The organism is Polynucleobacter sp. MWH-UH23A (assembly GCF_040409805.1).
Lineage (GTDB): Bacteria > Pseudomonadota > Gammaproteobacteria > Burkholderiales > Burkholderiaceae > Polynucleobacter.
Genome location: NZ_CP099572.1, coordinates 1632672 through 1656310, shown reverse-complemented (window position 1 = coordinate 1656310; position 23639 = coordinate 1632672). Strand labels below are relative to the sequence as shown.

27 protein-coding genes are annotated in these 23639 nt (G+C 44.8%); all 27 read left to right on the top strand.

Translation table 11 applies throughout. From position 1 onward, the window contains the following. The first annotated feature begins 18 nt into the window (after positions 1-18). The 27 genes from NHB35_RS08705 to NHB35_RS08575 all read left to right on the top strand — a co-directional run bounded on the left by NHB35_RS08705 (position 19) and on the right by NHB35_RS08575 (position 23633). Entirely contained in the window at positions 19-1617 is a 1599-nt protein-coding gene (locus NHB35_RS08705; RefSeq protein WP_353431977.1) for a flagellar hook-length control protein FliK, read from the top strand. Between the two features lie 32 nt (positions 1618-1649). After that, complete coding sequence (locus tag NHB35_RS08700) at positions 1650-2402, top strand: flagellar basal body-associated FliL family protein (RefSeq protein WP_353431976.1); 753 nt, start codon at positions 1650-1652, stop codon at positions 2400-2402. A 31-nt stretch (positions 2403-2433) separates the two neighbouring features. Beyond that, positions 2434-3537, top strand: coding sequence for a flagellar motor switch protein FliM (gene fliM / locus NHB35_RS08695; RefSeq protein ID WP_353431975.1), 1104 nt, complete (start codon positions 2434-2436; stop codon positions 3535-3537). 43 nt (positions 3538-3580) lie between these two features. Further along, positions 3581-3958, top strand: a complete 378-nt coding sequence (gene fliN, locus NHB35_RS08690; RefSeq protein WP_353431974.1) for a flagellar motor switch protein FliN — start codon at positions 3581-3583, stop codon at positions 3956-3958. 27 nt (positions 3959-3985) lie between these two features. Continuing rightward, positions 3986-4303 carry a flagellar biosynthetic protein FliO gene (gene fliO, locus NHB35_RS08685; RefSeq protein WP_353431973.1) on the top strand — a complete coding sequence of 106 codons (318 nt, stop codon included), beginning with the start codon at positions 3986-3988 and terminating at the stop codon, positions 4301-4303. Next, entirely contained in the window at positions 4300-5046 is a 747-nt protein-coding gene (gene fliP / locus NHB35_RS08680; RefSeq protein ID WP_353431972.1) for a flagellar type III secretion system pore protein FliP, read from the top strand. The genes fliO and fliP overlap by 4 nt, the downstream gene beginning before the upstream one ends. 5 nt (positions 5047-5051) lie before the next feature. Continuing rightward, positions 5052-5321 carry a flagellar biosynthetic protein FliQ gene (locus tag NHB35_RS08675; protein ID WP_353431971.1) on the top strand — a complete coding sequence of 90 codons (270 nt, stop codon included), beginning with the start codon at positions 5052-5054 and terminating at the stop codon, positions 5319-5321. Between the two features lie 3 nt (positions 5322-5324). Then, a complete protein-coding gene (locus NHB35_RS08670; RefSeq protein WP_353431970.1) occupies positions 5325-6107 on the top strand; it encodes a flagellar biosynthetic protein FliR in 783 nt (260 codons plus the stop codon). Further along, complete coding sequence (locus NHB35_RS08665) at positions 6097-6879, top strand: hypothetical protein (RefSeq protein WP_353431969.1); 783 nt, start codon at positions 6097-6099, stop codon at positions 6877-6879. The genes NHB35_RS08670 and NHB35_RS08665 overlap by 11 nt, the downstream gene beginning before the upstream one ends. Positions 6880-6985: 106 nt before the next feature. After that, positions 6986-8056 (top strand): carbonic anhydrase family protein, encoded by a 1071-nt coding sequence (locus NHB35_RS08660; protein WP_353431968.1) that lies wholly within the window; start codon positions 6986-6988, stop codon positions 8054-8056. A 282-nt stretch (positions 8057-8338) separates the two neighbouring features. Next, a complete protein-coding gene (flgB, locus tag NHB35_RS08655; protein WP_353431967.1) occupies positions 8339-8755 on the top strand; it encodes a flagellar basal body rod protein FlgB in 417 nt (138 codons plus the stop codon). Further along, positions 8752-9156 carry a flagellar basal body rod protein FlgC gene (gene flgC / locus NHB35_RS08650; protein WP_353431966.1) on the top strand — a complete coding sequence of 135 codons (405 nt, stop codon included), beginning with the start codon at positions 8752-8754 and terminating at the stop codon, positions 9154-9156. The genes flgB and flgC overlap by 4 nt, the downstream gene beginning before the upstream one ends. A gap of 37 nt (positions 9157-9193) precedes the next feature. Next, positions 9194-9892: a flagellar hook capping FlgD N-terminal domain-containing protein gene (locus NHB35_RS08645; RefSeq protein WP_353431965.1), complete on the top strand. Its 699-nt coding sequence runs from the start codon at positions 9194-9196 to the stop codon at positions 9890-9892. Between the two features lie 60 nt (positions 9893-9952). Beyond that, positions 9953-12376, top strand: a complete 2424-nt coding sequence (locus NHB35_RS08640) for a flagellar hook-basal body complex protein (protein WP_353431964.1) — start codon at positions 9953-9955, stop codon at positions 12374-12376. A 20-nt stretch (positions 12377-12396) separates the two neighbouring features. Next, positions 12397-13158, top strand: coding sequence for a flagellar basal body rod protein FlgF (gene flgF / locus NHB35_RS08635; RefSeq protein ID WP_353431963.1), 762 nt, complete (start codon positions 12397-12399; stop codon positions 13156-13158). 23 nt (positions 13159-13181) lie between these two features. Continuing rightward, complete coding sequence (gene flgG / locus NHB35_RS08630; RefSeq protein WP_353431962.1) at positions 13182-13970, top strand: flagellar basal-body rod protein FlgG; 789 nt, start codon at positions 13182-13184, stop codon at positions 13968-13970. After that, a complete protein-coding gene (locus NHB35_RS08625; protein WP_353431961.1) occupies positions 13970-14692 on the top strand; it encodes a flagellar basal body L-ring protein FlgH in 723 nt (240 codons plus the stop codon). The genes flgG and NHB35_RS08625 overlap by 1 nt, the downstream gene beginning before the upstream one ends. Continuing rightward, positions 14679-15824: a flagellar basal body P-ring protein FlgI gene (locus NHB35_RS08620; RefSeq protein ID WP_353431960.1), complete on the top strand. Its 1146-nt coding sequence runs from the start codon at positions 14679-14681 to the stop codon at positions 15822-15824. Before NHB35_RS08625 ends, NHB35_RS08620 begins: the two co-directional genes overlap by 14 nt. Continuing rightward, a complete protein-coding gene (locus NHB35_RS08615; RefSeq protein ID WP_353431959.1) occupies positions 15824-16267 on the top strand; it encodes a hypothetical protein in 444 nt (147 codons plus the stop codon). Before NHB35_RS08620 ends, NHB35_RS08615 begins: the two co-directional genes overlap by 1 nt. Positions 16268-16280: 13 nt before the next feature. Next, positions 16281-17777, top strand: a complete 1497-nt coding sequence (gene flgK / locus NHB35_RS08610; RefSeq protein WP_353431958.1) for a flagellar hook-associated protein FlgK — start codon at positions 16281-16283, stop codon at positions 17775-17777. Positions 17778-17787: 10 nt separating this feature from the next. Beyond that, positions 17788-18654 carry a flagellin gene (locus NHB35_RS08605; protein WP_353431957.1) on the top strand — a complete coding sequence of 289 codons (867 nt, stop codon included), beginning with the start codon at positions 17788-17790 and terminating at the stop codon, positions 18652-18654. Between the two features lie 19 nt (positions 18655-18673). After that, the gene (gene motA, locus NHB35_RS08600; RefSeq protein WP_353428216.1) at positions 18674-19534 is read left to right on the top strand and encodes a flagellar motor stator protein MotA; all 861 of its coding nucleotides are present in this window, start codon (positions 18674-18676) and stop codon (positions 19532-19534) included. Between the two features lie 5 nt (positions 19535-19539). After that, positions 19540-20574 carry a flagellar motor protein MotB gene (gene motB, locus NHB35_RS08595; RefSeq protein WP_353431956.1) on the top strand — a complete coding sequence of 345 codons (1035 nt, stop codon included), beginning with the start codon at positions 19540-19542 and terminating at the stop codon, positions 20572-20574. 4 nt (positions 20575-20578) lie between these two features. After that, complete coding sequence (locus NHB35_RS08590) at positions 20579-21382, top strand: hypothetical protein (RefSeq protein WP_353431955.1); 804 nt, start codon at positions 20579-20581, stop codon at positions 21380-21382. A gap of 27 nt (positions 21383-21409) precedes the next feature. Then, complete coding sequence (locus NHB35_RS08585) at positions 21410-21823, top strand: hypothetical protein (RefSeq protein WP_353431954.1); 414 nt, start codon at positions 21410-21412, stop codon at positions 21821-21823. Between the two features lie 11 nt (positions 21824-21834). Beyond that, entirely contained in the window at positions 21835-22428 is a 594-nt protein-coding gene (locus NHB35_RS08580; RefSeq protein ID WP_353431953.1) for a tetratricopeptide repeat protein, read from the top strand. Positions 22429-22499: 71 nt separating this feature from the next. Then, positions 22500-23633, top strand: coding sequence for an EscU/YscU/HrcU family type III secretion system export apparatus switch protein (locus tag NHB35_RS08575; protein ID WP_353431952.1), 1134 nt, complete (start codon positions 22500-22502; stop codon positions 23631-23633). Positions 23634-23639 lie beyond the last annotated feature (6 nt).

Below are 23639 nucleotides of genomic sequence, written 5' to 3'. Positions count from 1 at the left end.
GTTCCTTTTGGAGAGGCTATGCCAACAGTAAGTCAAATTCGGATGCAAGCAGCTGCTAATAGCGCAAATAGCGCTATGGCTAAGCCTGGCTCTACGCCTGGCAGCTCTGCTACGCCCGGTGGCTTTGAGGCATTCTTGGCGGCTTTAGATCAAAGTCAGATGGCACGCCTAAGTGTGAGAGGCGATTCTGATCGATCAAGCACTCAAAATGCGTTACCAGGAGCATTGAGGGGGCAAAATTTGCCTACATCAATCCAAAACTCTTCGGACCCTGCAAAAAATTCCGATCCATTGCAACTGTTAATGGCTCAATTAGCAGCGCAAAGCCTAGCTGCTCAAAATGCTGCAGTACAAACCTTTAATGCTGCTAACCAAACTTCGCTTGGCGCTACAACGAACCAGTCCATGAGTGTTGAGGCTTTGATGGCTAGTCTGAACGCGCAAGCAAATGGTTCGACCACTGACTTAACGTCATTGATCGGGCAGGTAGGTCAGCAAATTGACTCAAAGCAAGCGGCACTCATTAGTCAGGCATTAACTAAGGCAATGAAGGCCAACGGTCAAGCGCCGGATGCTATGATGCAAACTCAGGTTGCCGCTTTGTTGCAGTCGTTACAAGGTGGTGGCGGTCAAAACTCTCTATTTAATCAGAGTGGCACTCAAACCCCTGCTCAGATTGCTAGTGCTATTCAAGCTTTTGCTCAGAAAAACGGCATTAGTCTGGCACCTGAGCTTCAAACGCAGTTAACAAATCTCATTAATCAAGGCAATGATCAGTCGTCAGGCATTAAGTTGCTTGGCGTTCAGGCTGATGCGACCCTTCAGGCTGGTGCGGTTGATCCTACTAAAGCGACAACTATTCAGAATTTAACTGAGGGTAAGCAGGCTCAGGTGATGACCACTGCTATTGATAAGTTGCCAAAAGGCAAAACAATCGATGGTCCACTTACTTTTAATGCATTTAACGATAAGAATCACGGTACGAAGCCAGGCTCTTTAATTGATGAAGCTGTATCAGTCATGACTAAAGATCAGAGTCAAGTAGCGAAGCCTGATCAGGCGGATCAGTTAGTTGTTCAAAGCACTAAAGATCAACCTGATTTGAATGCAATGACAGCTAATAACAGTGGTCTTGCGAGAATTGACGGTCATTCGGCTGCCGCTCAAAAGATGGAGTTAAAAGCATCTGAAGTTTCCTTGGCTACCGGCCCATTACACACTGAAGTAATGAGTGCCGCTAAGTCTGGTGGCGGAAGAATCATGCTGGAGTTAACCCCTCCTGAGCAGGGTACGATCAGAATCGATTTACGAATTAATTCAGCTGGCCAAGCTCACTTAATTGTCGAGGGTGCTAGTGAAGCCACTAAATCTCGCCTAGATCAGGGCGGCCAAAACCTTAAAAATGAGTTCGCTCAAATGGGGTTGAATTTGTCCTTAGATTTAAGGCAGGGCGGACAGTCCCAGCAAATGTTCGATCAAGCCGCTTTTAGCGGTCGTCAGCCTGGTTACAACAGGATTTTTTCAAATGCACAAGGTTTGAGCTCAGTAGCCTCAATAAATTCTATCGGTTCAGGTGATAATAGGGAAAATAGCAGTGCAGTTCACCTGTATGCTTGATATTATTAAGCATTAAGTAAAGAGGAATAGTAATGGCTGATGAAGAGCGCATTGAACCAACTTTAGATCCAAGCGCTGCTGCCCCGCAGGCAGCCACCCCCCCTCCTGCAGATATGCATGATGCTGACGAAGATACTCCCAAGAAAAAAAGTAAAGCTAAGCTTTTTATCATAATAGGCTTGGTAGTGGTTATTGCTGGTTCTGTTGCTGGTTACTTGTACAGTCAACACGCTGCTGAAGAAAAGCATCGACTCGCCGAAGAAGCAAAGCGTCCCGAAAATATCCTTAAAAAACAATTGATGGAGCGTAAAGAAAATGCGCCTCCTATTTATATTCCTTTAGAAGAAATGGTAGTGAACTTGCCTGGTCGCGGTGGCGAGCACTATTTGCAGACCAAAATTGTTTTGCGCACAAACGATTCTTCAACTGAAGGCAAGATTAAAAATTTCATGCCTGTGATTCGTGACAAGATCATCACTGTTTTGTCATCACGTCAAATGCAAGAATTGGCAACGGTTGAAGGTAAGGTCATGATGGCTCGTGAGATTGCCTTGGTGATTAACTCGATTATTGCGCCACAATTAACCGCTATTTATGTCTTACAACAGCAGCCTGGCACTGCTGATATGCAAAATCTGGAGCGTATTGGCGCTGTGCCTAAAGAAACTTCGACCGGTCAAAAGATTACCGGAGAAGCTGCAAGGGCGGCCGCTGAGTTTTGGAATGTAACCGAAATGGATTTGCCGGTACAGGCAGTGTTGTTTAGTTCGTTCGTAATGCAATAATCAACCTCCTTAGAAAGCCTATCAGGAAATCATGGCGGCAGAGGAAATAAATGTCGAGATGAATATTGACGCTGAAGATCAGCGTGCAATGTTTGACAAGTCGAAGATTATTGCTCGGCGCCGCATGCCGACTTTGGAGCTTATTCATGAGCGCTTTAGTCGAGCGGTTCGATTAACCTTATTTAATATGATTCGCGCGCCTATTGAGGTGCAGATGCATCTTCCGATCGTGAAGAGCTATCAAAAATTCGTAGATGAATTTCCTGAGCGTACCAACATTAATATTGTTGGTATTCGTCCATTACGGGGTGTGGGTTGCTGGATTGTGGATCCCGGTGTTGTGTACATCGCTATTGACAATATGTTCGGCGGGGAAGGCCGCCTTGCACCTCGCCTCAACTTGCGTGAGTACACTGCAACTGAGTTGCGTATCATTCGCCGTTTAGTAGATGCCTTTTTAAATGAGTATGAAAAGGCCTGGAAGTCCGTTTATGAAATCAAGTTCGACTTTATGCGTCAAGAAACGAACTTCGGTTTCGCAAAAATTACCTCCCCTGGTGAGATGGTGTTGCACTCTAAGTTTACGATTGAGATTAATGGTCGCCCAGGAGATATTGATCTGTGTATTCCATTCTGGGTTCTGGAACCAGTCAAAAGCATCCTTTACAACAATATGCAAGGGTTTGCGACTGAGCCCGATCAACACTGGACCGATCTACTCAATGATCAAGTACACGAAGCACCTGTAACCGCAGTTGCTGTTTTGGCGCGTAAGCAGATGTTGTTACGAGAGATAACCTCCTTATCGGTCGGCGACATTATTCCGATTGAGATTAATGATCCAGTAACCGTATATGTGGATGGCTTGCCGGTCATCAAAGGGCAATATGGCACAAAGGATGGTCGGTATTCAGTTAAAGTAGGCACCATTCAACATCCAGCGGAGTTCTTGAAGAGTCCACTTGAGAGTGCCCGCTTAGGACCAAGCATGATGCGAAGCGCCGAAAAAGGGGAGCTTTATGAGCAATTGCCAGAGGCTGCGCAGAGCCATCCAGAAAACATACCGCCGATGGACTCTGGGGATACAATTAGTACCATAGCCGATAGCTTAACGCCAGACGGCTCAAGTGCATAACAGCATAAACGCATAGAAAAAAGCAAGGAACAAGAGGATTACCATGGCTGAAAATGACAACGATTTAGCGAAATCGCTTACCAGCACTGACGTATCCGGTTCATTGCGCAAAGCTACTTTCAATACTTTGGAAGATGGTGCTAAAGCAGGCGCTGAATTTAATGAGATCGACTTGGTCATGGATGTACCAGTTCAGGTTACGGTTGAGCTTGGTCGCGCCAAAATGCAAATTCGTAACCTGCTTAACTTGACTTATGGCTCGGTAATTGAGTTAGATATCTTGGCTGGTGAGCCATTAGAGGTAGTCGTTAATGGCTGTTTGGTGGCGCAAGGCGAGGTAGTGATCGTCAATGACCGCTACGGTATTCGTTTGACTGATATCGTTACACCTGCCGAACGACTTCGTAAAATTAATCGCTAACCTCACATGGGCTCCTCGGTCGGAGGTATGTTGCTTTTCTCCTTCATTTGGCTTGCACTTGCTGCGGCTCTCATTTGGGTGGTTGCCTTTTTAATAAAGCGCGATAGTGCGATGCGCACAGTTAACCCACATGTCAAAATTTTGGCTCAGCAAGCGATAGGCCCAAGAGAACGGGTTATTGTTTTGAATGTCTTGAATCGAATATTGGTTGTAGGGCATACCCCTTCACAAATTTCTTTGCTTACAGAGCTCGAGCCAGAAGATGTAGCTAATTTAAAACCCCAAACCATTAATGTTGATTTTGCAAATAATTTGCGGCAATTTGTTAAGAGGAAATTGGGTTGAAGCGCAGAATCTTTTGGTGGTCAATTGCAATTACAGCCCTCATCGGGCTGTTTCCTTTATTTGCATGGAGTCAAACACTACCTTTGGTGACCGCTAAACAAGGTGGCGGCGGCACAATTTATGCCGTTCCGGTTGAAACGGTATTGGCGTTAACTGCGTTAAGTTTCTTGCCTGCAGCACTGGTTTTAATGACTAGCTTTACCCGTATTCTGATCGTTTTTTCCTTGCTACGTCAGGCACTGGGTTTGACGACTATGCCGCCCAATATTGTGTTGATTGGATTGTCTTTCTTTTTGACGCTCTTCATCATGAATCCGGTGTTTGAATCGATTTATAAGAATGCTTATCAACCATACTCTGCTGGAAAGATGGGATTTCCCCAGGCGGTAGAGGTTGGAGCAAAGCCGCTTAAAGAATTCATGCTCAAGCAAACACGGCGAGACGACTTGAACTTATTTGCTAAGCTCTATGGAAAAGAAATTGAAGCTCGTGAAGATGTGCCTTTTACGGTACTAATTCCAGCGTTTGCCATATCAGAAATTAAAACAGGTTTTTTAATTGGCTTCGTCATCTACCTGCCGTTTTTGGTGATTGACTTTGCTGTAGCCAGTATCTTGACATCACTTGGTATGGTGATGGTGTCGCCGATGATGTTCTCTTTGCCTTTGAAGTTAATCGTTTTTGCTTTGGCTGATGGTTGGGCCTTGCTTTCAACCTCTTTAGTGCAAAGTTACATTAACTAAGCATTATGGAAAGTGGAGTCATTATCGATTTAGTATTTCAGGCTCTGCGCATGGCGGGGCTTTTGGCTGGCCCAATTTTGATGGCACTTTTAGTTGTAGGTCTAGTTATCGGTATTTTGCAAGCGGCTACCTCAGTTAATGAATCAACAGTAGCCTTTGTACCCAAGTTAATTGTTTTTGGTGTTGTTATTTTGCTCATCGGTCCGGTGACCTTATCGCTATTCACGGACTATATAAAAGAGCTCTTTGCCCGTATTCCAGGTTTGGTTAATTAAATTATGTTGACTATTACCGGTCTTCAAATTGAGCAGTACATGGCAATCTTTATGTTTGCCTCTTTGCGGGTCTTTGGAATGTTTTTAACAACTCCAATGTTTGCGTTCAGAACGTTCCCGATGCAATTCCGCTTACTGATTGCATTGTCATTTGCTTTTTATGTGATGCCCTTAGTTGGTGGAGAAAAGATTTCCGATCCGGGAAGTATCACTTTTTTTGCATCAATCATCGAATTGGCGATCGGTGCATTTATTGGCTTTGTGATTCGAATTGGCTTTATGGTGGTCGATATAGCGGCTGAGGTATTGTCATTTCAGGCGGGATTTAGTTTTGCCTCAACCTATTTCCGAGATCCAACTCTAGACTCGGGTTTGGTGGGTCAGTTTTTAGGTCTAGTTGTGATTGCCTTAGCATTTGCCTTGAACATTCACTTAGTGTTAATTGAAATTATTTTGCAAAGCTTTAAGACTATTCCGGTTGGCATATGGCCAAGTGCATGGTCCTCAAAAGGTGTCGTAGATTTGGTCTCCGCATCATTTCGTCTCGGTCTGATTCTTTCGATGCCTGTATTGTTGGTTTATATGATGTTTAACTTAACCCAGGCTTTTTTAGGCCGCACGAGCCCGCAGATGAATTTGTTCTCCGTTGGTTTTGCTGTTAGCATTCCTTTAGCATTCTTGGTTATTTTTATGATTCTTCCGGATCTGCAAATTGTTTTGGAGAGATCACTTGAAAATCCGATGCAACTTATTCGCCAAGGCGTAGAGACTCCCTATGCAAAATAAATTTTTCTCTCACCTATTTGCTGCAGGTTTATTTTTATCTGTGACTTGTCTTAGCAATCTAGCAAATGCTCAGGTAAATTCAGAGGTACCCCTTAACGGTTCTGTGGAGGAGGGACTCACTGCCGCGCAAAAAGATAAGTTAAACCAAAATTCATTGGATCAAGCGCCGACTGGTCCAGTAGATTGCGAATTAAAGTACCCCTTCCCTGCATCTACATCCAATAACCCATATGCCGAAAATGGTGGAGATATTTGCAAAAAACTGCAAATTCGTGGGAAAAGAATGATTTGCGAAATCAATTCTTTGGTTTCAGATAAATCTTCGGGTGGAGGGACGACTGGCTCGAAGATTGAACTGGCTGCTTGGGCTAGGTGCAATTCGGCTGTAGCCAATATCTTGGTCGACGGCTATTACATGGCCGCAAGTGAAATTGAGCGCCGCTTACAAATCTGTAGTTCCAACTTTTATGCTGATCCTGGAAGAATGCCCAAGCAAGGTTGGTATCAGCGCTTTTTAAGGTGGGCCACTAGTAATGATTTGACTCCACCTCCGACAGATGAAGCATTAGAGGTGGCACTAAAGCAGTCGACCCCCTTAGAAAGCAAGCAGGAAACAGCAGGGCTTATGAAATGTGAGTGGATGTTTTCTCGAAGCAGTTCGCCAGTAATAGACGTATTGCCTGGAGGTAGCAGTGCGAATGGTAATCTCGCGCCCGTTTCAACTCCCGTGAAGAAAGCTACCCCGAAGAAGCCCGCAAATAAACAACCCTGAGCGTCGAGAATTTAAGCAATCGCCTTGAGTCAGCTGAAAAATCGGCTTAAGCATTGATTTATATGGCAATATAAACACTATTTATACAAAAGCCGTTAGCGAACTTATGAAAACAAATAATCTATCCCCACGCCTTATTGTTTCAGTTGGCGCCTTATTAAGTATGCTGCTTGCGGGTAATGCCCTCGCGAGCGACTCGCATGATGCTCCTGCGCCAGCCGCCGCTGCACCTGCAGCCCCCAAGACTAAGGCTTCGGTACCCGCTGCTTCTGGTGACGATCAGATGAGCAAAGCATTGTTTGACAAGATCAGCAAAGGCTCGGGTGATATCGTAATTCGTACTGGCGATTTACCTGCAGGTGCCCCCCCTAGTGAGGTGAAAGCAGCAGATAAACCAAAAGTTGCGAAAACTACAAAGCCCGCTGAAAAAGATGCCCATGATGTACATTGGTCATATATAGATGGTCCTGGCGGTCCCGAGAACTGGGGCAATCTGAGTAAAGCCAATTTGGCGTGCTCAACAGGCAAAACCCAGTCTCCCATCAACATTAATGTCGATCGCGCGGTTAAGGCTGAGCTTCCTCCATTGGAGTTTCTCTACAGACCATCGCCATTATCGATCGTGGATAACGGTCATACTGTGATGGTGAATTATGGTGAAGGCAGTAACTTGCTGGTTGACGGTCGCCAGTATCGACTGGTTCAGTTCCATTTTCATAAGCCCAGTGAAGAGGCGATTAACGGTGAGCGTACCGATATGGTGGTGCACTTGGTGCATCAGCATCACGACGGCAGCCTTGCGGTAGTCGGCGTCTTGATGAATACTAAAAAGCCCGGATCAGCTAAAAAATCCTGGTTTGGTGATGATGGTGGCAAAGATAATCCTATGATTCAGACCCTTTGGAACAATGTTCCATTGGTAAAAGGCAGGACTGAGACCCCAGGCGTAATGATTGATGTGAATCAGCTGTTGCCAACCGATAGAGGCTATTTCACCTATATGGGATCCCTAACAACTCCTCCATGTAGCGAAAATGTTCTTTGGTTCGTCATGAAAAACCCAATTTACGTGAGCGAAGAGCAAGTGAAGAACTTTGACCGCATCTACCCCATGAATGCGCGCCCTTTGCAGCCCAAGGGAGATCGTTTGATCAAGGAAACTAGGGGTAGTTTGTAAATCTCATATAAAAGAGCTTTTTGGCAGGTTTTGTCCAATGTTTCTAATTTTGATCTGACAAAACGGCAAAATTTGCCACCTTGAATGAAAAAGCCCTAGAAATAGGGCTTTTTTGCTATTTTTAGCGCCTTTTTAAGTTTTAACTCTCTGAATGCATAAACTCGAGTAGGTTAGCGACTACTTATCTTTCTCTCAGAAACCAAAGTTGGCACGGTCTTTGCATATTCATACTTGAGGACTTTCCCCTCAGGCTTTTTCATCCCCGAGTAGGGAGGAGATTGAATGAACGCAGTGCCGCAGTATGATCCACTTACTTTTGGCGAAACCGCATTTAAATTGCGGACTTTCCGTCAACAAGTGCTGGGTAACAATTTGGCAAATTCTGATACCCCTGGCTTTAAAGCTCGGGATATTCGCTTTGCTGATGTACTGAAGGCTCAATTGGAGGGTGTTGCGCCTTCCAATGCAGTTGGCTTGGCTACCACTCATTCAGCCCACATACCTGGCAAGTCAAGTCAAGAGGATCCCCGTTTGCTCTATCGCATCCCAAATCAACCATCAATGGATGGCAATACGGTAGATGGCGATATTGAGCTCAGTGAATTTACTAAAAACTCGGTTTTTACTGAGTCCGCCTTAAATATGTTGGGTAGCACAATCCGCGCTCGCATGTCGGCAATTACAGGACAAGCCTCATGAGTTTATTAGGCGCTTTTGATATCGGTTCTAGCGGCTTAACAGCGCAATCCATGCGCTTGAATACGACTGCCTCCAATATTGCCAACGTAGAGAGCGTATCCGGTCCCGATGGTCGACCATACCGCGCTCGTCAGGTGGAATTTAGCGCTGTTTATAAACCAGGACAGCCTGGTGCAGGTGTTGAGGTGAGCAAGATTATTGAAAGTAATGCCCCAATGCGGATTGAATACCGCCCTGGACATCCAAAAGCAAATGCAGCTGGTTATGTAGAAATGCCAAACGTCAATCCAGTGGAAGAGATGGTGAACATGATTTCTGCATCACGCTCATACCAGATGAATGTTGAGGCAATGAATGTATCGCGTCAGTTGATGTTAAAGACCTTGGATTTAGGTAAGTAATCAGTGGTACCTGAAAAGTAAGAAATAAGAGGAAATCATGGCAACCAATCCATTAAGCGGAATCAGAGTTTATGACCCAGCGACGGCAAATAAGCCGGCTGATGCCACGACAAACTCAACAACGGGCGGTACTGCTGCTCAGCAAACGCAAAACTTTTTGAAGTTATTAATTGCCCAGATTCAGAATCAAGATCCAATGGCGCCAATGGATGCATCGACTATGACCTCACAAATGTCACAGCTGAATATGGTTAGCAGTATGGGCAATATGAATACTTCTATGACTGCGATGCTTGCACAAATGCAGAGCGTGAACTTCATGAATCAAGCAGCGCTAATTGGGCACAGTCCAGTAGTTGCTGGAAATGGCATTGCATTTGATGGTGCAACCCAAGTGATGCTTGGGGCTAACGCTACAAATCCACTGAAGTCAGTGGTTGCAACTATCACCGACGCATCTGGCAATGTGGTCAATAGTGTTGACCTTGGCAACGTGAATACCGGCATGACAAATTTCATATGGAATGGCAAGGACGCAAATGGCGATACCGTTCCTGCTGGGATCTATTACTTAAGCCTCTCGGGTAAAAACGCAGATAACGCCACTGAAAATCCAACAGCCTATGTTGCATCACCTGTAGCTTCAGTAACCAAAGGAACTAATGGTGATGCCATCCTGAATTTGGCAGATGGCAGAACCGTGAATTCTTCAGAAGTGCAGCAGTGGATTAGCTAAATAGATATTAATTTACATAGTTATAAATAAACAGAACAAAGTTAGACAAAGGAAACAAAAATGGGATACGGAATCGGATTATCAGGATTAAAGTCAGCCTCCGAAGCAATTGACGTTACCAGTAATAACATCTCAAACGCGCAGACAATCGGTTATAAGTCTGGAGAGTATGTATTCTCCGATCAGTTCTTTAAGGCTCAGGATCCGCAGTCTCTTGATCGTGCGGGTATGGGCGCATACCGTATGTCGATTCGTCGCACGGGTGGTTATGGAACTGTAGTTAATTCTCAAAATCCTTTGGATATGGCAATTACTGGTCCCGGCATGTTTATGCTGGCAAAGCAAGTTGATGGCACCGTTCCAACCGAGAACCCTACTAAATTCCAATTTACTCGTAACGGCCAGTTTGCTGTTGATGGCCAAAATCGAATTGTGAATGAGAATGGTATGTACTTGGTTGGCTATCCTGCTGACTCTTCGGGAACTATTATTTCTAGCGCAAAGTCAGTATTAGTTTTGGATCGCGAGCCTTTGGCGCAAACTCCAACCAGAAATTCGACGCTAGAACTTAATCTTGATGATCGCGTGGATCCAAAAACAGGGAATGTGTTTTCACCAACAGATCCAACAACTTATAGTCAAGCTACTTCACAAACCGTTTACGATGACAAGGGTTTTGCTCATACTTTGTCAGTTTTTTACAAGAAAGTTAGCTCGCAATTATTAACCGTTACTGCAAGCGCTGTTGGCACTGCCGCAGGAACCAATTTTGACTTCAGTCCAACCCAAACAATTGATCCAAGCATTGCTTCAGTTGATTCGTATAACAGGCCTCCTGGCGAGCAATTTAATAAGATTGCATCTACAGCAGTCGCTCTTGGAACAGGCGCGGCAAGCACTGAGACTATCTATGAGGCGACCTTAACGCCAATTAGCGGCACAGCAAATACCGTTGGTTCTGTATACAACTTGAGATTGCGTGATGGAACTAATCTAACCCTTACTCAAACTGTTGCTGGTGCATCAAATGTTAAAGCTCAGTACACAGTGAGCGTTGACCGTTTTGAGGTGTTTGCAACCATGGATGGCAATCCAGTAACGTCTAATGCCAGCATTACTCCATCAACTCCACCCACAAGAACAGCTGGAGCTGCCGCAGTAACAGAAACAAATTCAGTACTGTTTAAAGATTTAACTAGTGGCCAGACTTTAACTATGGCTGGATTAACCTACACGGCAAATTCAAGTGGAGCATCAGCCGCACAAGTGGCAGCAGCATTTGCAAGTATTACAGCCGGTGATACTGCCGCGACAATCAATTCTAACAATGGGTTAACAACATCTGGAACAGGTGGTACATTTACTTCTGGTACAGCCGCAGGCTGGTCCACTGGGGCTAGATCAACTGCGACAGTAGTGTTTACAAGTACTACGCCTTACACAAATGTATCTGATTTGACGGCTACCAGTACTGGTACAGCTCCAACTATCACAACAACATCGGGTGTAGCAGCAACAGCATCATTGGCCTTTAATAGCCTGGCTGCTGGTCAAAGCATCACAATGGCAGGATTGACATTTACAGCTGGAACTTCAGGCGCTACTGCAGCACAAGTGGCTGCTGCATTTGCAAGTATTACCGCTGGTCAGAGCTACACAACAGTTAATACAAATAATTCATTAACCGGTGCAGCCACGGGTGGTGTATTTACATCTGGTGCCGCAGCCGATTGGTCCACTGGTACGCGATCAACAAACACCGTGACATTTACTTGTACGGCTGGTAAGTCAGATGTATCGACACTAACAAGTGTATTAAATCCGGTGGTTGGTGGTACGACAGCCTCAAGTGTACTAATTGAGGGTTCTCCAGTTGCAGAGCAACAGGCCCTTGGAGTGGTAGGTTTCATTGCTGGTAAAAATATTGACTCATTATCAAGAGATTCATTTGGTAATCCACAATTTGCCACAAGATTCAATATTGATGCGTCACGGGGTACTGGGTCCGGGTATGGACAAACACTGAATGGTGGTGCAGTTCAATTAACAATTGAATCGAATGGAAATACAGCCTACTCATCTGCTGGACAAACATATACAAATACGCAGGATGGATCAGCTACATCTCAATTGGCTTCCTATAATGTCGACTCAAGCGGTAGATTAGTTGCTCAATATGACAACGGAAAATCTGTTGTTAAAGGCCAATTAATTTTGGCATATTTTAATAATCTAGAAGGCTTGATTCCAAACGGAAACAATACCTATGAGGCTTCATCTGCTTCTGGAGACCCGCTTCTGAGTTTCCCCGGTGATGGAACCTTAGGTGCGATTCGTTCTAAAGCTGTTGAGCAATCAAACGTAGATCTAACCGAAGAATTGGTTCGATTGATGGTATTGCAACGTCAATATTCTGCAGTTTCACAAGCAACAAAGGTGATGGCTGCAACGCTAATTGATGATGCTATCAACATTGGTCGATAAGGATTAAGCGCTTACTCATTATGATCAATCGTTACGCCTACACTTCGATGACAGGAGCAACTTCTGCCACGCAGCAGTTGGCTGTGACATCGAATAATTTGGCGAATTCATTAACTCCAGGATTCCGAGAGGTAATTAGTGCGTTTCGCGCCGTTCCTTTAAAGGGTGATGGCGTGCCATTTACTGGCAATGGTGCTGATACACGTGTATTTGTAGCCGATACCACTCCCGGTAGTAATTTCACACAAGGGCAAATACAAACCACTGGCAACTCATTAGATGTGGCGATTAAGGGTGACGGTATGTTTGCTGTGCGTCGTCCTGACGGACAAGAAGCCTATACCCGGGCTGGTAAGTTCATGACTAACGAGCAGGGAATGCTTATGCTTGGAAAAGATATACCGGTTGTTGGTGCTGGAGGTACGATAACCATTCCTGTGGGAGCATCAGTTCAAATCGCGGAGGATGGCGCTGTTTATACCCAGATTCCGGGTAATCAGTATCTTAACCAGGCAGGCAAATTAAAGTTAGTAAATCCCAATACAAACAGTCTTGTAAGGGCTGCCGATGGGTTATTCGATATTCCTGGTGAACAGGCAGCCGCGGATCCAAGCGTAAGGGTAGTTCAAGGCGCCTATGAGTTGAGCAACAATAATCCCGCGCTTGCGATGGTGCAAATGATTGATCAAAGCCGGATGTTTGATTTAAATACCAGATCTATTACGTATGCGGATCAAAATGCTCGATCAGCAACCACCTTAATGTCCCTATCACGTGCTTAATAAATAAAAGAAAAAGAGAAAATATGTTACGTTCATTGTGGATCGCCAAAACTGGGATGGATGCAGAGCAGTTCAATCTCGATGTTATTACCAATAACCTTGCGAACTCTCAAACAACTGCATTTAAACGTGTACAACCAATGTTTCAGGACTTGTTGTACACCACATTGCGAACTGCTGGTTCTGCATCAAATGCACAAAATCTTTTACCAACCGGCCTGCAAATTGGTGCAGGTGCAGCGGTAACTTCAACTGAGCGTAACAATATACAAGGGACATTGATCCAAACTGGTAATCAATTAGATGTTGCCATTCAGGGTAATGGATTTTTTCAGATCCAGCTTGCTGACGGCACCTTGGCCTATACAAGAAATGGTCAATTTAGCAAGAGTGCGACGGGTCAAATCGTAACGGCATCAGGTAATGTGGTTGCAGGTGCGGGCGTGATTCCGGCAAATGCAACATCAATAACAATTAATCAAGCTGGTCTAGTGCAATATACCCTTCAAGGTAATCAAACAGCAATTACTGCTGGACAAATTACTATGGCTAACTTTGTGAATCCAGCAGGTCTATTTGCCCTCGGTGGAGGAAACTTTATTCCAACCCCAGCATCAGGTACAGCGCAAAATAATATTGCTGGAACAAATGGCATGGGAACTACCAATCAATATTACATTGAGCAGTCAAACGTTAACGTTGCAGAAGAATTGGTGAATCTTATTGCTGCACAGCGTGCATATGAAATTAATACACGCGCGGTAACTGCTTCAGACCAGATTTTGCAACGTGTAAGTAATATGGGTCAGTGATGAAACTCTTAGTTAGAAACTATCGTCACTATATTGCGCTAATTTTTAGCGTGTTAGTGTTATGGGGTTGTGCAAGTGCGGACCGTCCAACACTATTGACTACCCCAGTAACGGCGAGGCCACGCCCAATTCAAGAGACTTCCGCCAATATGGGCAGTTTGTATCCAGCGAATTCTGGCGGGCCATATGTGAATGCAGTTAGTCATCGCCCATTATTCGAAGATCGTCGCGCACGTAATGTTGGCGATACTTTGACTGTAGTACTCAATGAAACAACTAGTGCGGCTAAAAATAGTGGTATGTCTGCTGCTAGAAAAGCGAATGCGGCATCAGATTTCTCAAATACTGGACCAATGTCATTTGGTCCTTACACCAGTATTGCTAATATTGCGAACTTTGGTGGTACAGGTGATATCAAGAGTGAAGGAACTGGAGCAAGTGCAGCAAGCAATACTTTTGCTGGAACAATTACGGTTACCGTTGTTGAGGTTCTTTCAAACGGAAACCTAGTGGTAGCGGGCGAAAAGCAGGTCGCGGTTAGCAACGAAGAAGAAATTATTCGCTTTGGTGGAGTGGTAAATCCTAATACCTTGGTATTTAATCAAGTCTCTTCGCAACAAGTGGCTGATGCACGTATTGAATATCGTGGTAGAGGTGCAACCGATGATACGCAGGGCACCGGATGGCTCACGAGACTATTCTTGAAGCTTGCTCCGTTCTAATGTGATGAATACTTTGCGTGCAAATTCTCTGAAAAAAAGCTTACTGCTATTGGTAAGCTTTGGAATATTTTCAACTAATTGTTTTGCTGATCGCATTAAAGATTTTGCTGATATTGCTGGTCAACGCTCAAATCAATTGGTTGGTTATGGCTTGGTTGTTGGTCTTGATGGTACTGGTGACCAAACAACACAAACCCCATTTACTTTGCAAAGCGTATTGCAGATGATTGGTGTTTTGGGAGTAACCATTCCACAGGGTGGTGGTCAAACACAGTTGCGGAATACTGCTGCTGTTATGGTTACTGCAGAATTCCCAGCGTTAGCTCGTCCTGGTCAGCAAATTGATATTACTGTTTCCTCCTTAGGTAATGCCACGAGCTTAAAGGGCGGAACATTAGTTATGACGCCCCTTAAGGCTGCAGATGGTCAGGTCTATGCGCAGGGCCAAGGAAATATTGTGATTGGGGGCTCAAGAGCCGCTACCGGTGGCGCTGCAACCTCAGTCAATCATTTGAATGCGGGTCGTATACCTTCTGGTGGTTTGATTGAGAGGGCAGTTCCATCTTTGCTTGCTGATGAATTTATTCAACTGGATTTGCATAGAGCAGACTTCTCCTTAATGCAAAGAACTGCTGAGACTATTGGTAAACGTTTTGGCTTAGGAACTGCGCTTCCAGTTGATGCTAGAACGTTAAATGTAAGGGTGCCTGTTGAGCCTTTAAGACGCACAGCGTTTATGGCTGCATTACAAGATTTAGAAGTGCCAATGGTTAGTGGGCCTGCAAGAGTTATTTTGAATTCTCGAACAGGTTCTGTGGTTATGAATCAAGCAGTTCAGCTATCCCCATCGGCAGTCGCGCATGGAAATCTAACTGTAAAAATTCAGCAAACACCAACCATTAGTCAACCCTTACCTTTTAGTCGTGGGCAGACTGCTGTAGCTACTCAAGATACGGCAACCCTGAGCGATAGCGGCAAAGAAAATAGCTTAATATCCGTTCCCTCAGGGGCATCACTTGACCAAGTAGTTAAAGCGCTCAATATGATGGGTGCTACCCCACAAGATTTGATTTCAATATTGCAATCGTTGAAATCAGCAGGAGCTTTAAGGGCAGAGTTGGAGGTAATCTAATGTCTGTTTCAAATTCCATCTCGGCACCTATCGATCAAAATAGCGCAAGACTCTTGATGCCTGCAAAGATCGATGTACAAACTACTAGTAGCGAAGACAAGCTGAGAAAGGCTGCCCAAGGCTTTGAACGTACACTCATACGTCAAATGTTGAGTACCGTTCGTAGTACCAACATACGCGGCACGGATGAGCCTAGTAATAGTTCAAGGTCTTACCTAGAGATTATGGACGACCATGTTGCAGATATGCTCTCTAGGGGTAATGGGATTGGATTTGCAACCAAAATGGCTGAGCAGCTAATTCAGCAGGCAAATGCTGGAAAGCTAATCGGATCCTCAGAAATTGCCGTTAAACCACTAAATGCACCTAGAGAAGGCGCAGTTTCAGCCGAAGCCTTAAACGCTCTAAAGAGGCCAGATGGCTCTTTGGGCGCGGCTAAATAAGTAAGGAAGCAAAATGGGTATCTACTCCATCACTGAATCAGCACTTTCTGGCTTGAATATAGCTCAAGCAGGAATTTTGACGACCTCGCAAAACGTAGCAGGTACTTCCGTTGATGGCTACACTAGGCGAAATGCCAATGCCATTATGGATAAGTTGGCCCCAAATTCATTGATGTTAAATGGATCAAGTTTTGCAGTTGAGGGGTTCACACGCCAATACTCATCCTTATTGAATGGTCAGCTACTAAATCAGCAGGCTAAGTCTAGCTATTCCAATACATTAGTGCAGTACACCCAATCCGTCGATTCTTTGGTTGCTGATAAGGCTACAGGCCTTAATGTCGCATTAAATGATTTTTTTAACGCTTTTGGTACCTACGCTGCAGACCCAACAAATAAATCAATGGCTGGTGCGATTACTGGGGCTGCAAATGCAGTTGCTCAGCGTATGACTGGGATGAGCACACTTGCTGCCCAGATACAAGCGGATGCTCAAAAAGGTCTGTCAGATACTGTCGCTCAGGTAAATACGCTGTTACCTGCCTTAGCAGACATAAATCAAAGAATTATTGAGGCCAACAGCCCTGGTAACACTGCTCCATCAGCTGATTTGTTAGATGAGCGAGACCGCCTTCTTTCTCAGCTGCAAAAATTGATTGGTGGACAGAGTTTGATTAACTCTGATGAAACGGCCACACAATTAGTTGCAGGCATGCCATTGGTAGAAAGGGCGATTGCCAATAAGGTAACTATTAATGCCGATCTTGAACATGTAGCGTTGACCTTTAATTTACAAAACGGACCTGATAAAGGCTTTCAGACTACTGTTCAAAGTTTGGATGGTGGGCAGGCCGGAGCGTTATTAAAAATATCTAATGAGTTTGTACCCGATATGGTTCGGCAGCTTGATACGATAGCGTTAGGTTTAGTCAAGGTAGCAAATAGCGCTGCACAAAGTAGTGCTGGAACCGCAACTGCCTTGGCAATCTTCGGTTTTAAAGTGGGCTCAACTACCTATTCAAGTTTGGCAACCGGCGATAGAACCGCCAATATTCGAGATATTGCATCTAATGCTGACATGACATCGTTGTACAACGATTTAGCTACGCCAGCCAATTCAATGACTGCAAACGGATTAAAAGCCTCTAATTTTGTCTCGGTTGCTCCTAGTAATTTCTTGCAGTACTTTACAGGTGCTGTTGATGGGGGCGCTCCGTTGATTACTTCGGCTAAAGCCAATACATTGCAGAAGTTGAGCACTGTTTTTGCTTCTAGAGCTTCTGATTTCGTGAATGGAATTGGTGTTCAGGTAGCCACCTGGAAAAACAATCAAAAGGCCGACACGGTTGTAATGTCAAATCTTAAAGATCAGCGCGATTCAATTTCTGGAGTGAACTTAGATGAAGAGGCTGCTAACTTATTAAAGTATCAGCAACTTTATACCGCCTCCACAAAAGTATTACAGGCAGGCAATCAGATGTTCAACACCCTTCTATCAATAATGAACTAAGGAGTAAGAAATGAGCGTGCGAATTAGTTCAAATCAAGTATTAGATGCCGGAACACAGGCAATGGATAATAGCCTGGTTGATGCAACCGCTTGGCAGAAAAAAATTAGCTCTGGCAAGCAATACAGCAAGGTTTCAGATAATGCCTACGCAGTGTCAAGAGGGGTGAGACTGGATTTTGATATTGGTCGACTTCAAATGTATAAGGCTAATCAAAATTTTTTAACGTCTTCTCATGCGGTTGCTCAAGCTCAAATGGGGAGCATCATTGATGAGTTAAATAGCCTCAAACAAACTTTTACTCAATCTCAAAATGGCGCATTAAATACTTCAAACTTTGGTGCTTTGAAAATTCAGGCGCAGCAAATCCGCGACACAATCAAAAGCCAGATGGTTGCGAAAGATGCAACTGGCAACCCAATCTTTGCAGATACCGTTAATCAGGTGCAAATTGAGCCAAATGTGATGGTCGATTCTGGGGTGAAATTTACCGACGCCTTTGGGGCGGGGGGTACATTTTCAAGCCCAGAAAATTCCCAGCTTTATGACAGTATCAATAAATTTGTAACCTATTTAGATGAAAAATCCCGTGGGGTGGCTACCACCCAAACGGCCGGGAGTGTTGAATCGGGTCTGGATGCTGCTTTTGACCAGATTACGATGGCTGAGCAGATTAGCGGGGGGATTTCCGCTCAGGTAGATGCTTCCAAGACGGCAATGAGCGCATTTGGCGTTGAATTTGCCTCTTCCCAGTCTACCCTTTTGGATACTGATATGGCCGAGGCAACTGCGGCTTATACTAGAGCTCAGACATTACTAAACGCAGCCCAAGCAATGTTTGCTAAGCTTCAGTCTAGTAACTTGTTTTCTAAACTATAAAAACTGAGTTGATCGAAGTATGAATATTCCTTTAGGGTGGATTATTGCGCTTGCTTGTGCCCTGGGAGGCTATGCCCTGCACGGCGGCCACATCATGGTTTTATGGCAGCCAACTGAGGTTCTGACCATTGTGGGCGCTGCTGTTGGAACGATGATTGCTTCAAACAGCATGATTAACCTAAAGAAGACGCTTTCTGCTTTAGGTGGTGCATTTAAATCAAAAAGCAATATTAAGCAGATGCACTTAGATTTGCTCTGCTTAATGTTTGAGATTTTGCAAAAGATTAAGCGCGATGGTTTGATGTCATTAGAAGGTGATATTGAGGAACCAGAAGCTAGCCCTCTATTTGAGAAGTATCCTCTAATTATGAAAGACCATCACTTGGTTGATTTCATTACTGATTACTTGCGCATGATGCTAGGCGGCTCCTTAGATGTAATTCAGATTGAGAGCTTGATGGAGCAAGAATTGGATGTGCACCACCAGGAAACTCATATCCCAGTGGCGTCCGTTACTAACGTTGGCGATGGTTTGCCGGCTTTCGGTATTGTGGCAGCGGTTATGGGTGTGGTTCACACTATGGGATCCATTGGTTTGCCACCAGCTGAATTGGGTAAGTTGATTGGTGCGGCGCTTGTAGGTACCTTCTTGGGTATTTTGCTTGCTTATGCGATTGTTTCCCCAGTTGCGAAAGTGTTGGAGCAAAACGCAGAAGCTGATAGCCGTGCATACATGGCAGTTAAAGCAATTTTGATTGCAAGCTTAAACAATTTCCCTCCTGCGGCAGCGGTTGAGTTTGGTCGCAAAGTGCTCTTTAGCTATCAGCGTCCAACGTTTGCTGAGCTTGATGAGGGTACTAAAGCCGTTAAAGGAAAATAAGTAGTATGGCAAAGAACGACGCGCCCATTATTGTCATTAAGCGCGTTAAGAAGGGCGGTCACGGACATCACGGTGGCGCCTGGAAGATCGCTTACGCAGACTTCGTAACGGCCATGATGGCCTTCTTCTTGCTGATGTGGGTTCTCGGATCTACAACAGCAGGAGATTTGGCTGGTATTTCGGCTTACTTTCAAAATCCATTACGTGTTTCCTTATCTGGTGGGCAGGGTTCTGGCGATGCCACCCGCATCATCAAGGGCGGAGGAGACAACATTACAAAAACTGTTGGCGAGGAATCTCGAGCTGATGCTGATACAGAGCAGCGTCGTATTAGTGACTCTTCAGTTACTGATGTTGAGAATGCTCGTAAAGATAAAACAAAGAATGAGCAAGTCAAAGAAGATATTCAGAAGAAGATAGAAGCGGATACTGAGCTCAAGAATGCAAAGGGCCAGGTATTTATGGATATCACCGCTGAAGGTCTGCGCATCCAGGTTGTTGATGAAAAGGGTAAACCGCTCTTTAGTAGCGGTGGTACCGTGCCTAGTGTTTCTGCGCGAAGATTATTGCGGATCATTGGTAAATCCATTCAGATGGCGCCGGGCCCCGTGCGCATCGAAGGACATTCAGATGGCGCAAAGTTCGGTAATGGTGAGACTGGCTACACCAACTGGGAATTGTCCACAGATCGCGCTAACGTAGCGCGTCGCGAGTTAATTGCAGGCGGTCTTGATCCTGCATTGATTGTTCAGGTAATTGGTTTTGCCAATACCGTCCCTTTAAACCCTGAAGATTTGAATGATCCATTAAATCGACGTATCTCTATTACTTTGTTGAATAAGAAGCCCAAGCAGGATGAGAAAAAGCCTGTAGTTCGTCCAATTGAGAAGGTGCCAGAGACCATTGAGAAGGGCGCTCAAGAGATTCCGCCGAATTTGCGCGCTCCAGCGCAATTCTTGTCGAAAGATAATGCGCCCAAAGCGCCTGTTATGGAGATACCTCCTAAAGTAAGTCCATCAGCGGATAAGCCAGCGAGGTAAAACCTTGTTTACTATCTCCAGGTTTAGTCTATTTTTAATAATTCTCCTCGCTTGCAAAACTAGTTTTGCAAGCGATTCTCATGCACCAGCAGAGGCGTCTCATAGTGAGGTAGCCAAAACTTCATCATCAAACAATGGCGAGCCATTTGTGGGCCCCTCGTCGGAAGCAAAGAAGCTGTACAAGCGATATAAAAAGGCAACTGATAAAACCATTACAGCTATTGCATGTGTGCGCAATCCCAAGTGCGTTGATCCAGAGGATGAAGTGCTGCGTTATAGCAAGGAAGCCTTACGAATATTGCAGAAATTGGATGAGTTATCTGCAGAGGGTGATATCCAGGCCAATTATTATCGTGGCCTGATTGCCTATGAGCGAGGCGTTTATTATGATTCTCAAGCCGAGATTATCACCCATCCTGATTTTATTTTGACTGCTACAGTCTACCGTCGCTACGCCAAGCAGCAATTTTTATTGGCAGAAAAATATTTAGCGCTACCCGCTAAAGAAAAAAATGCCTATGCTTGCCAGTACTTAGGAAACGTATACAGTTCAACCATTTTGGGCGCGCCGCGAAAAGATAAGGCAACCAACTTTTACTACACTGCTGCCATAGAATTTATCAACCAAGGCAATAAAATTGATGGCGCTAAGATGTACAACGCAATGAAAGAAAATGCTAATCCTGCAGACCCTCGCATTGTTGAGGTGTATGCAAAGTTACATAATGAAGAGCCGATTGCATCTTGGAGAAAATTGCCCAGTGATTTAGTGCAAAAATCTACGGGCAAAAAGACGCAACAGCATTAATATAGAAAATATTGGAGATTGCTCAACATGAATGAAAAATTAGAACGTATCGTTGGACTTCTCAAAAAGGCCCTTCTTTGGTTCATTCTGCCCTTGGTATTGCTTATTTTTTGTTTTATCTTGGGCGAACAATTCGAGGTGGGCAGACTCTCCGCGATCGCTAGTTGCGAGGGCGCCATGAATAATGCCGCATGTATTCGTAGCAAAGGTTATTTGGCAACTGCCCCTTACTACCCAGATCTTAGTCGCCGTTACTTTGGCGCTTACGCCAGGATGATCGGCGGGGACTTGGGTGCCAGCTATCGTGTTGAGCCACCAGCCCCAACTCTCAATCTAAAAGCTGCGGATGCTCCAGCTGAGGATGACGAAGATTTAGAGGATGCTAAGCCAGCTGCAGGTAAAGACAAGCAATCAGATAAGCAAGCTCCAGCTAAAAAATAATTAAGCTTTTTATGCGATCGATCAATTGGCACTCCGTGACACGAGTGCCGTTTGTATTCTTGCTGGTTGCTTTGCTGATGGCTTGTTCGGATTATCGTAAAGCTAGGTCAGCCTATGAGGCAGGCGAATATACAAAAGCTCTACACATTTTCGAGCAGTTATCAAATGCTGGCGACAGTCAAGCCCAATACGACTTGTCACAAATGTATTTGCAGGGTATCGGTACAAGTAAAAATATAGATAAGGGTTGGGTCTGGATGAATCGAGCCGCCAATGGCGGTAATGTTCAGGCTATGTTGGAGTTGGCAGTTCGCTATCAAAAAAGTCCCTCTTTAGAAAATTCTGAGCAAATGGCATTTATGTGGTTTCAGAAGGCGGCAATGGCGGGAAGTGCTGCTGGCCAGTACAACTTGGCCCATCTGTATGAGGACGGTAATCAGGTCCCTGTAGATCTACTTCAGGCTTATGTTTGGATGGAGTTATCCCATAATTCCGGTAATCCGATGGCATCTTCAGAGGCTAAGCAGTTAAAGGCAAAATTAAGCCCTGCGGAGCTGGAAAGGGCTGGCGAATTAATAGCCAAACTCAAGAAAACCATGCCCTAGGTGCTTAGCGCTATATATCGATCTCAAATCGTTTATTCTTAATTGAAAACGTATCGTTGATGGGGTAAAGATTGGCTGAAGGCGGGGATAACGCTCAAGAACGGGAACTGGAGCCGAGTGAACGGCGAATACTACGTGCTCGAGAACAAGGACAGCTACCACAATCAAGAGATATCGCAACTTTTGCGCTATTAACGGTTTTTATCATCTTTTTAATCGCCGCAGGTCCGTTGCTGCTTCAGCAGTTAGTTTTAATGACCAAGTCCAGCTTTGTGTTTTCTAAGCCGATTGAACTCTTGGATCATATTCAAGAATGGTTGGGCGGAGCTTTTCTCGTAGTCTTGCTTTTGTTAAGTTTAATTTTTCTGCCTATTTGGTTGGTAGCTATTTTTGCTCCTCTATCCTTGGTGAATTTTCGCGCTTACTTTGCCCCCAAATTTGACATGAGCCGATTGGATTTTATTTCTGGGTTTGGCAGAATGGTCTCATTAAACGCCTTAACAGAGCTCATAAAAAATATCCTGAAAACGACTCTAGTCTTGGGAATAGGGATGGCCTATTTATCAGGGCTATTTGTATATATCAGATCGATTGTGAGCCAGGATTTTGATGCTGCGCTTTTGCATACGTCTTATTTCATTCTCAACGGCTTCTTGCTGCTGATGATTCCTTTGCTGTTGATTGCAGTGGGTGATGGTTGGTTGCAATGGTTCAACTTTCGCAAGCAAATACGGATGAGTCCTGAGGAAATGAAGCAGGAGATGAAGGAATCCGAAGGTTCACCTGAAATTAGGCAACGCTTACGTCAAAGACAGCGTCAGATCGCATCATCCCGCATGATGGCAGCCATTGAGCGTGCCGATGTTGTATTGGCTAACCCGGATCACTACTCAGTTGCACTACGCTATGACATGGAGAAGATGTCGGCGCCAATCGTAGTTGCCAAGGGAACTGATCTTCTAGCCTTGCGAATACAGGAGGTGGCTCGAGAGCACGCGGTGCCCGTTGCTCAAATACCACCACTCGCCCGTTACCTCTATAGTCAATTAGAAATCGGTGAAGCTATCCCAATGTCTCTCTTTGAAGCAGTTGCAAGGATACTTGCATGGGCGTATGAGGTGAGAGAGTCAGGCGGAGTTCAGGGTGAAATACCTGAAATTAATTTCATTCCAGAGCAGCTAAGGCCAAATAAACCCCTGCTGTAAGTCTGC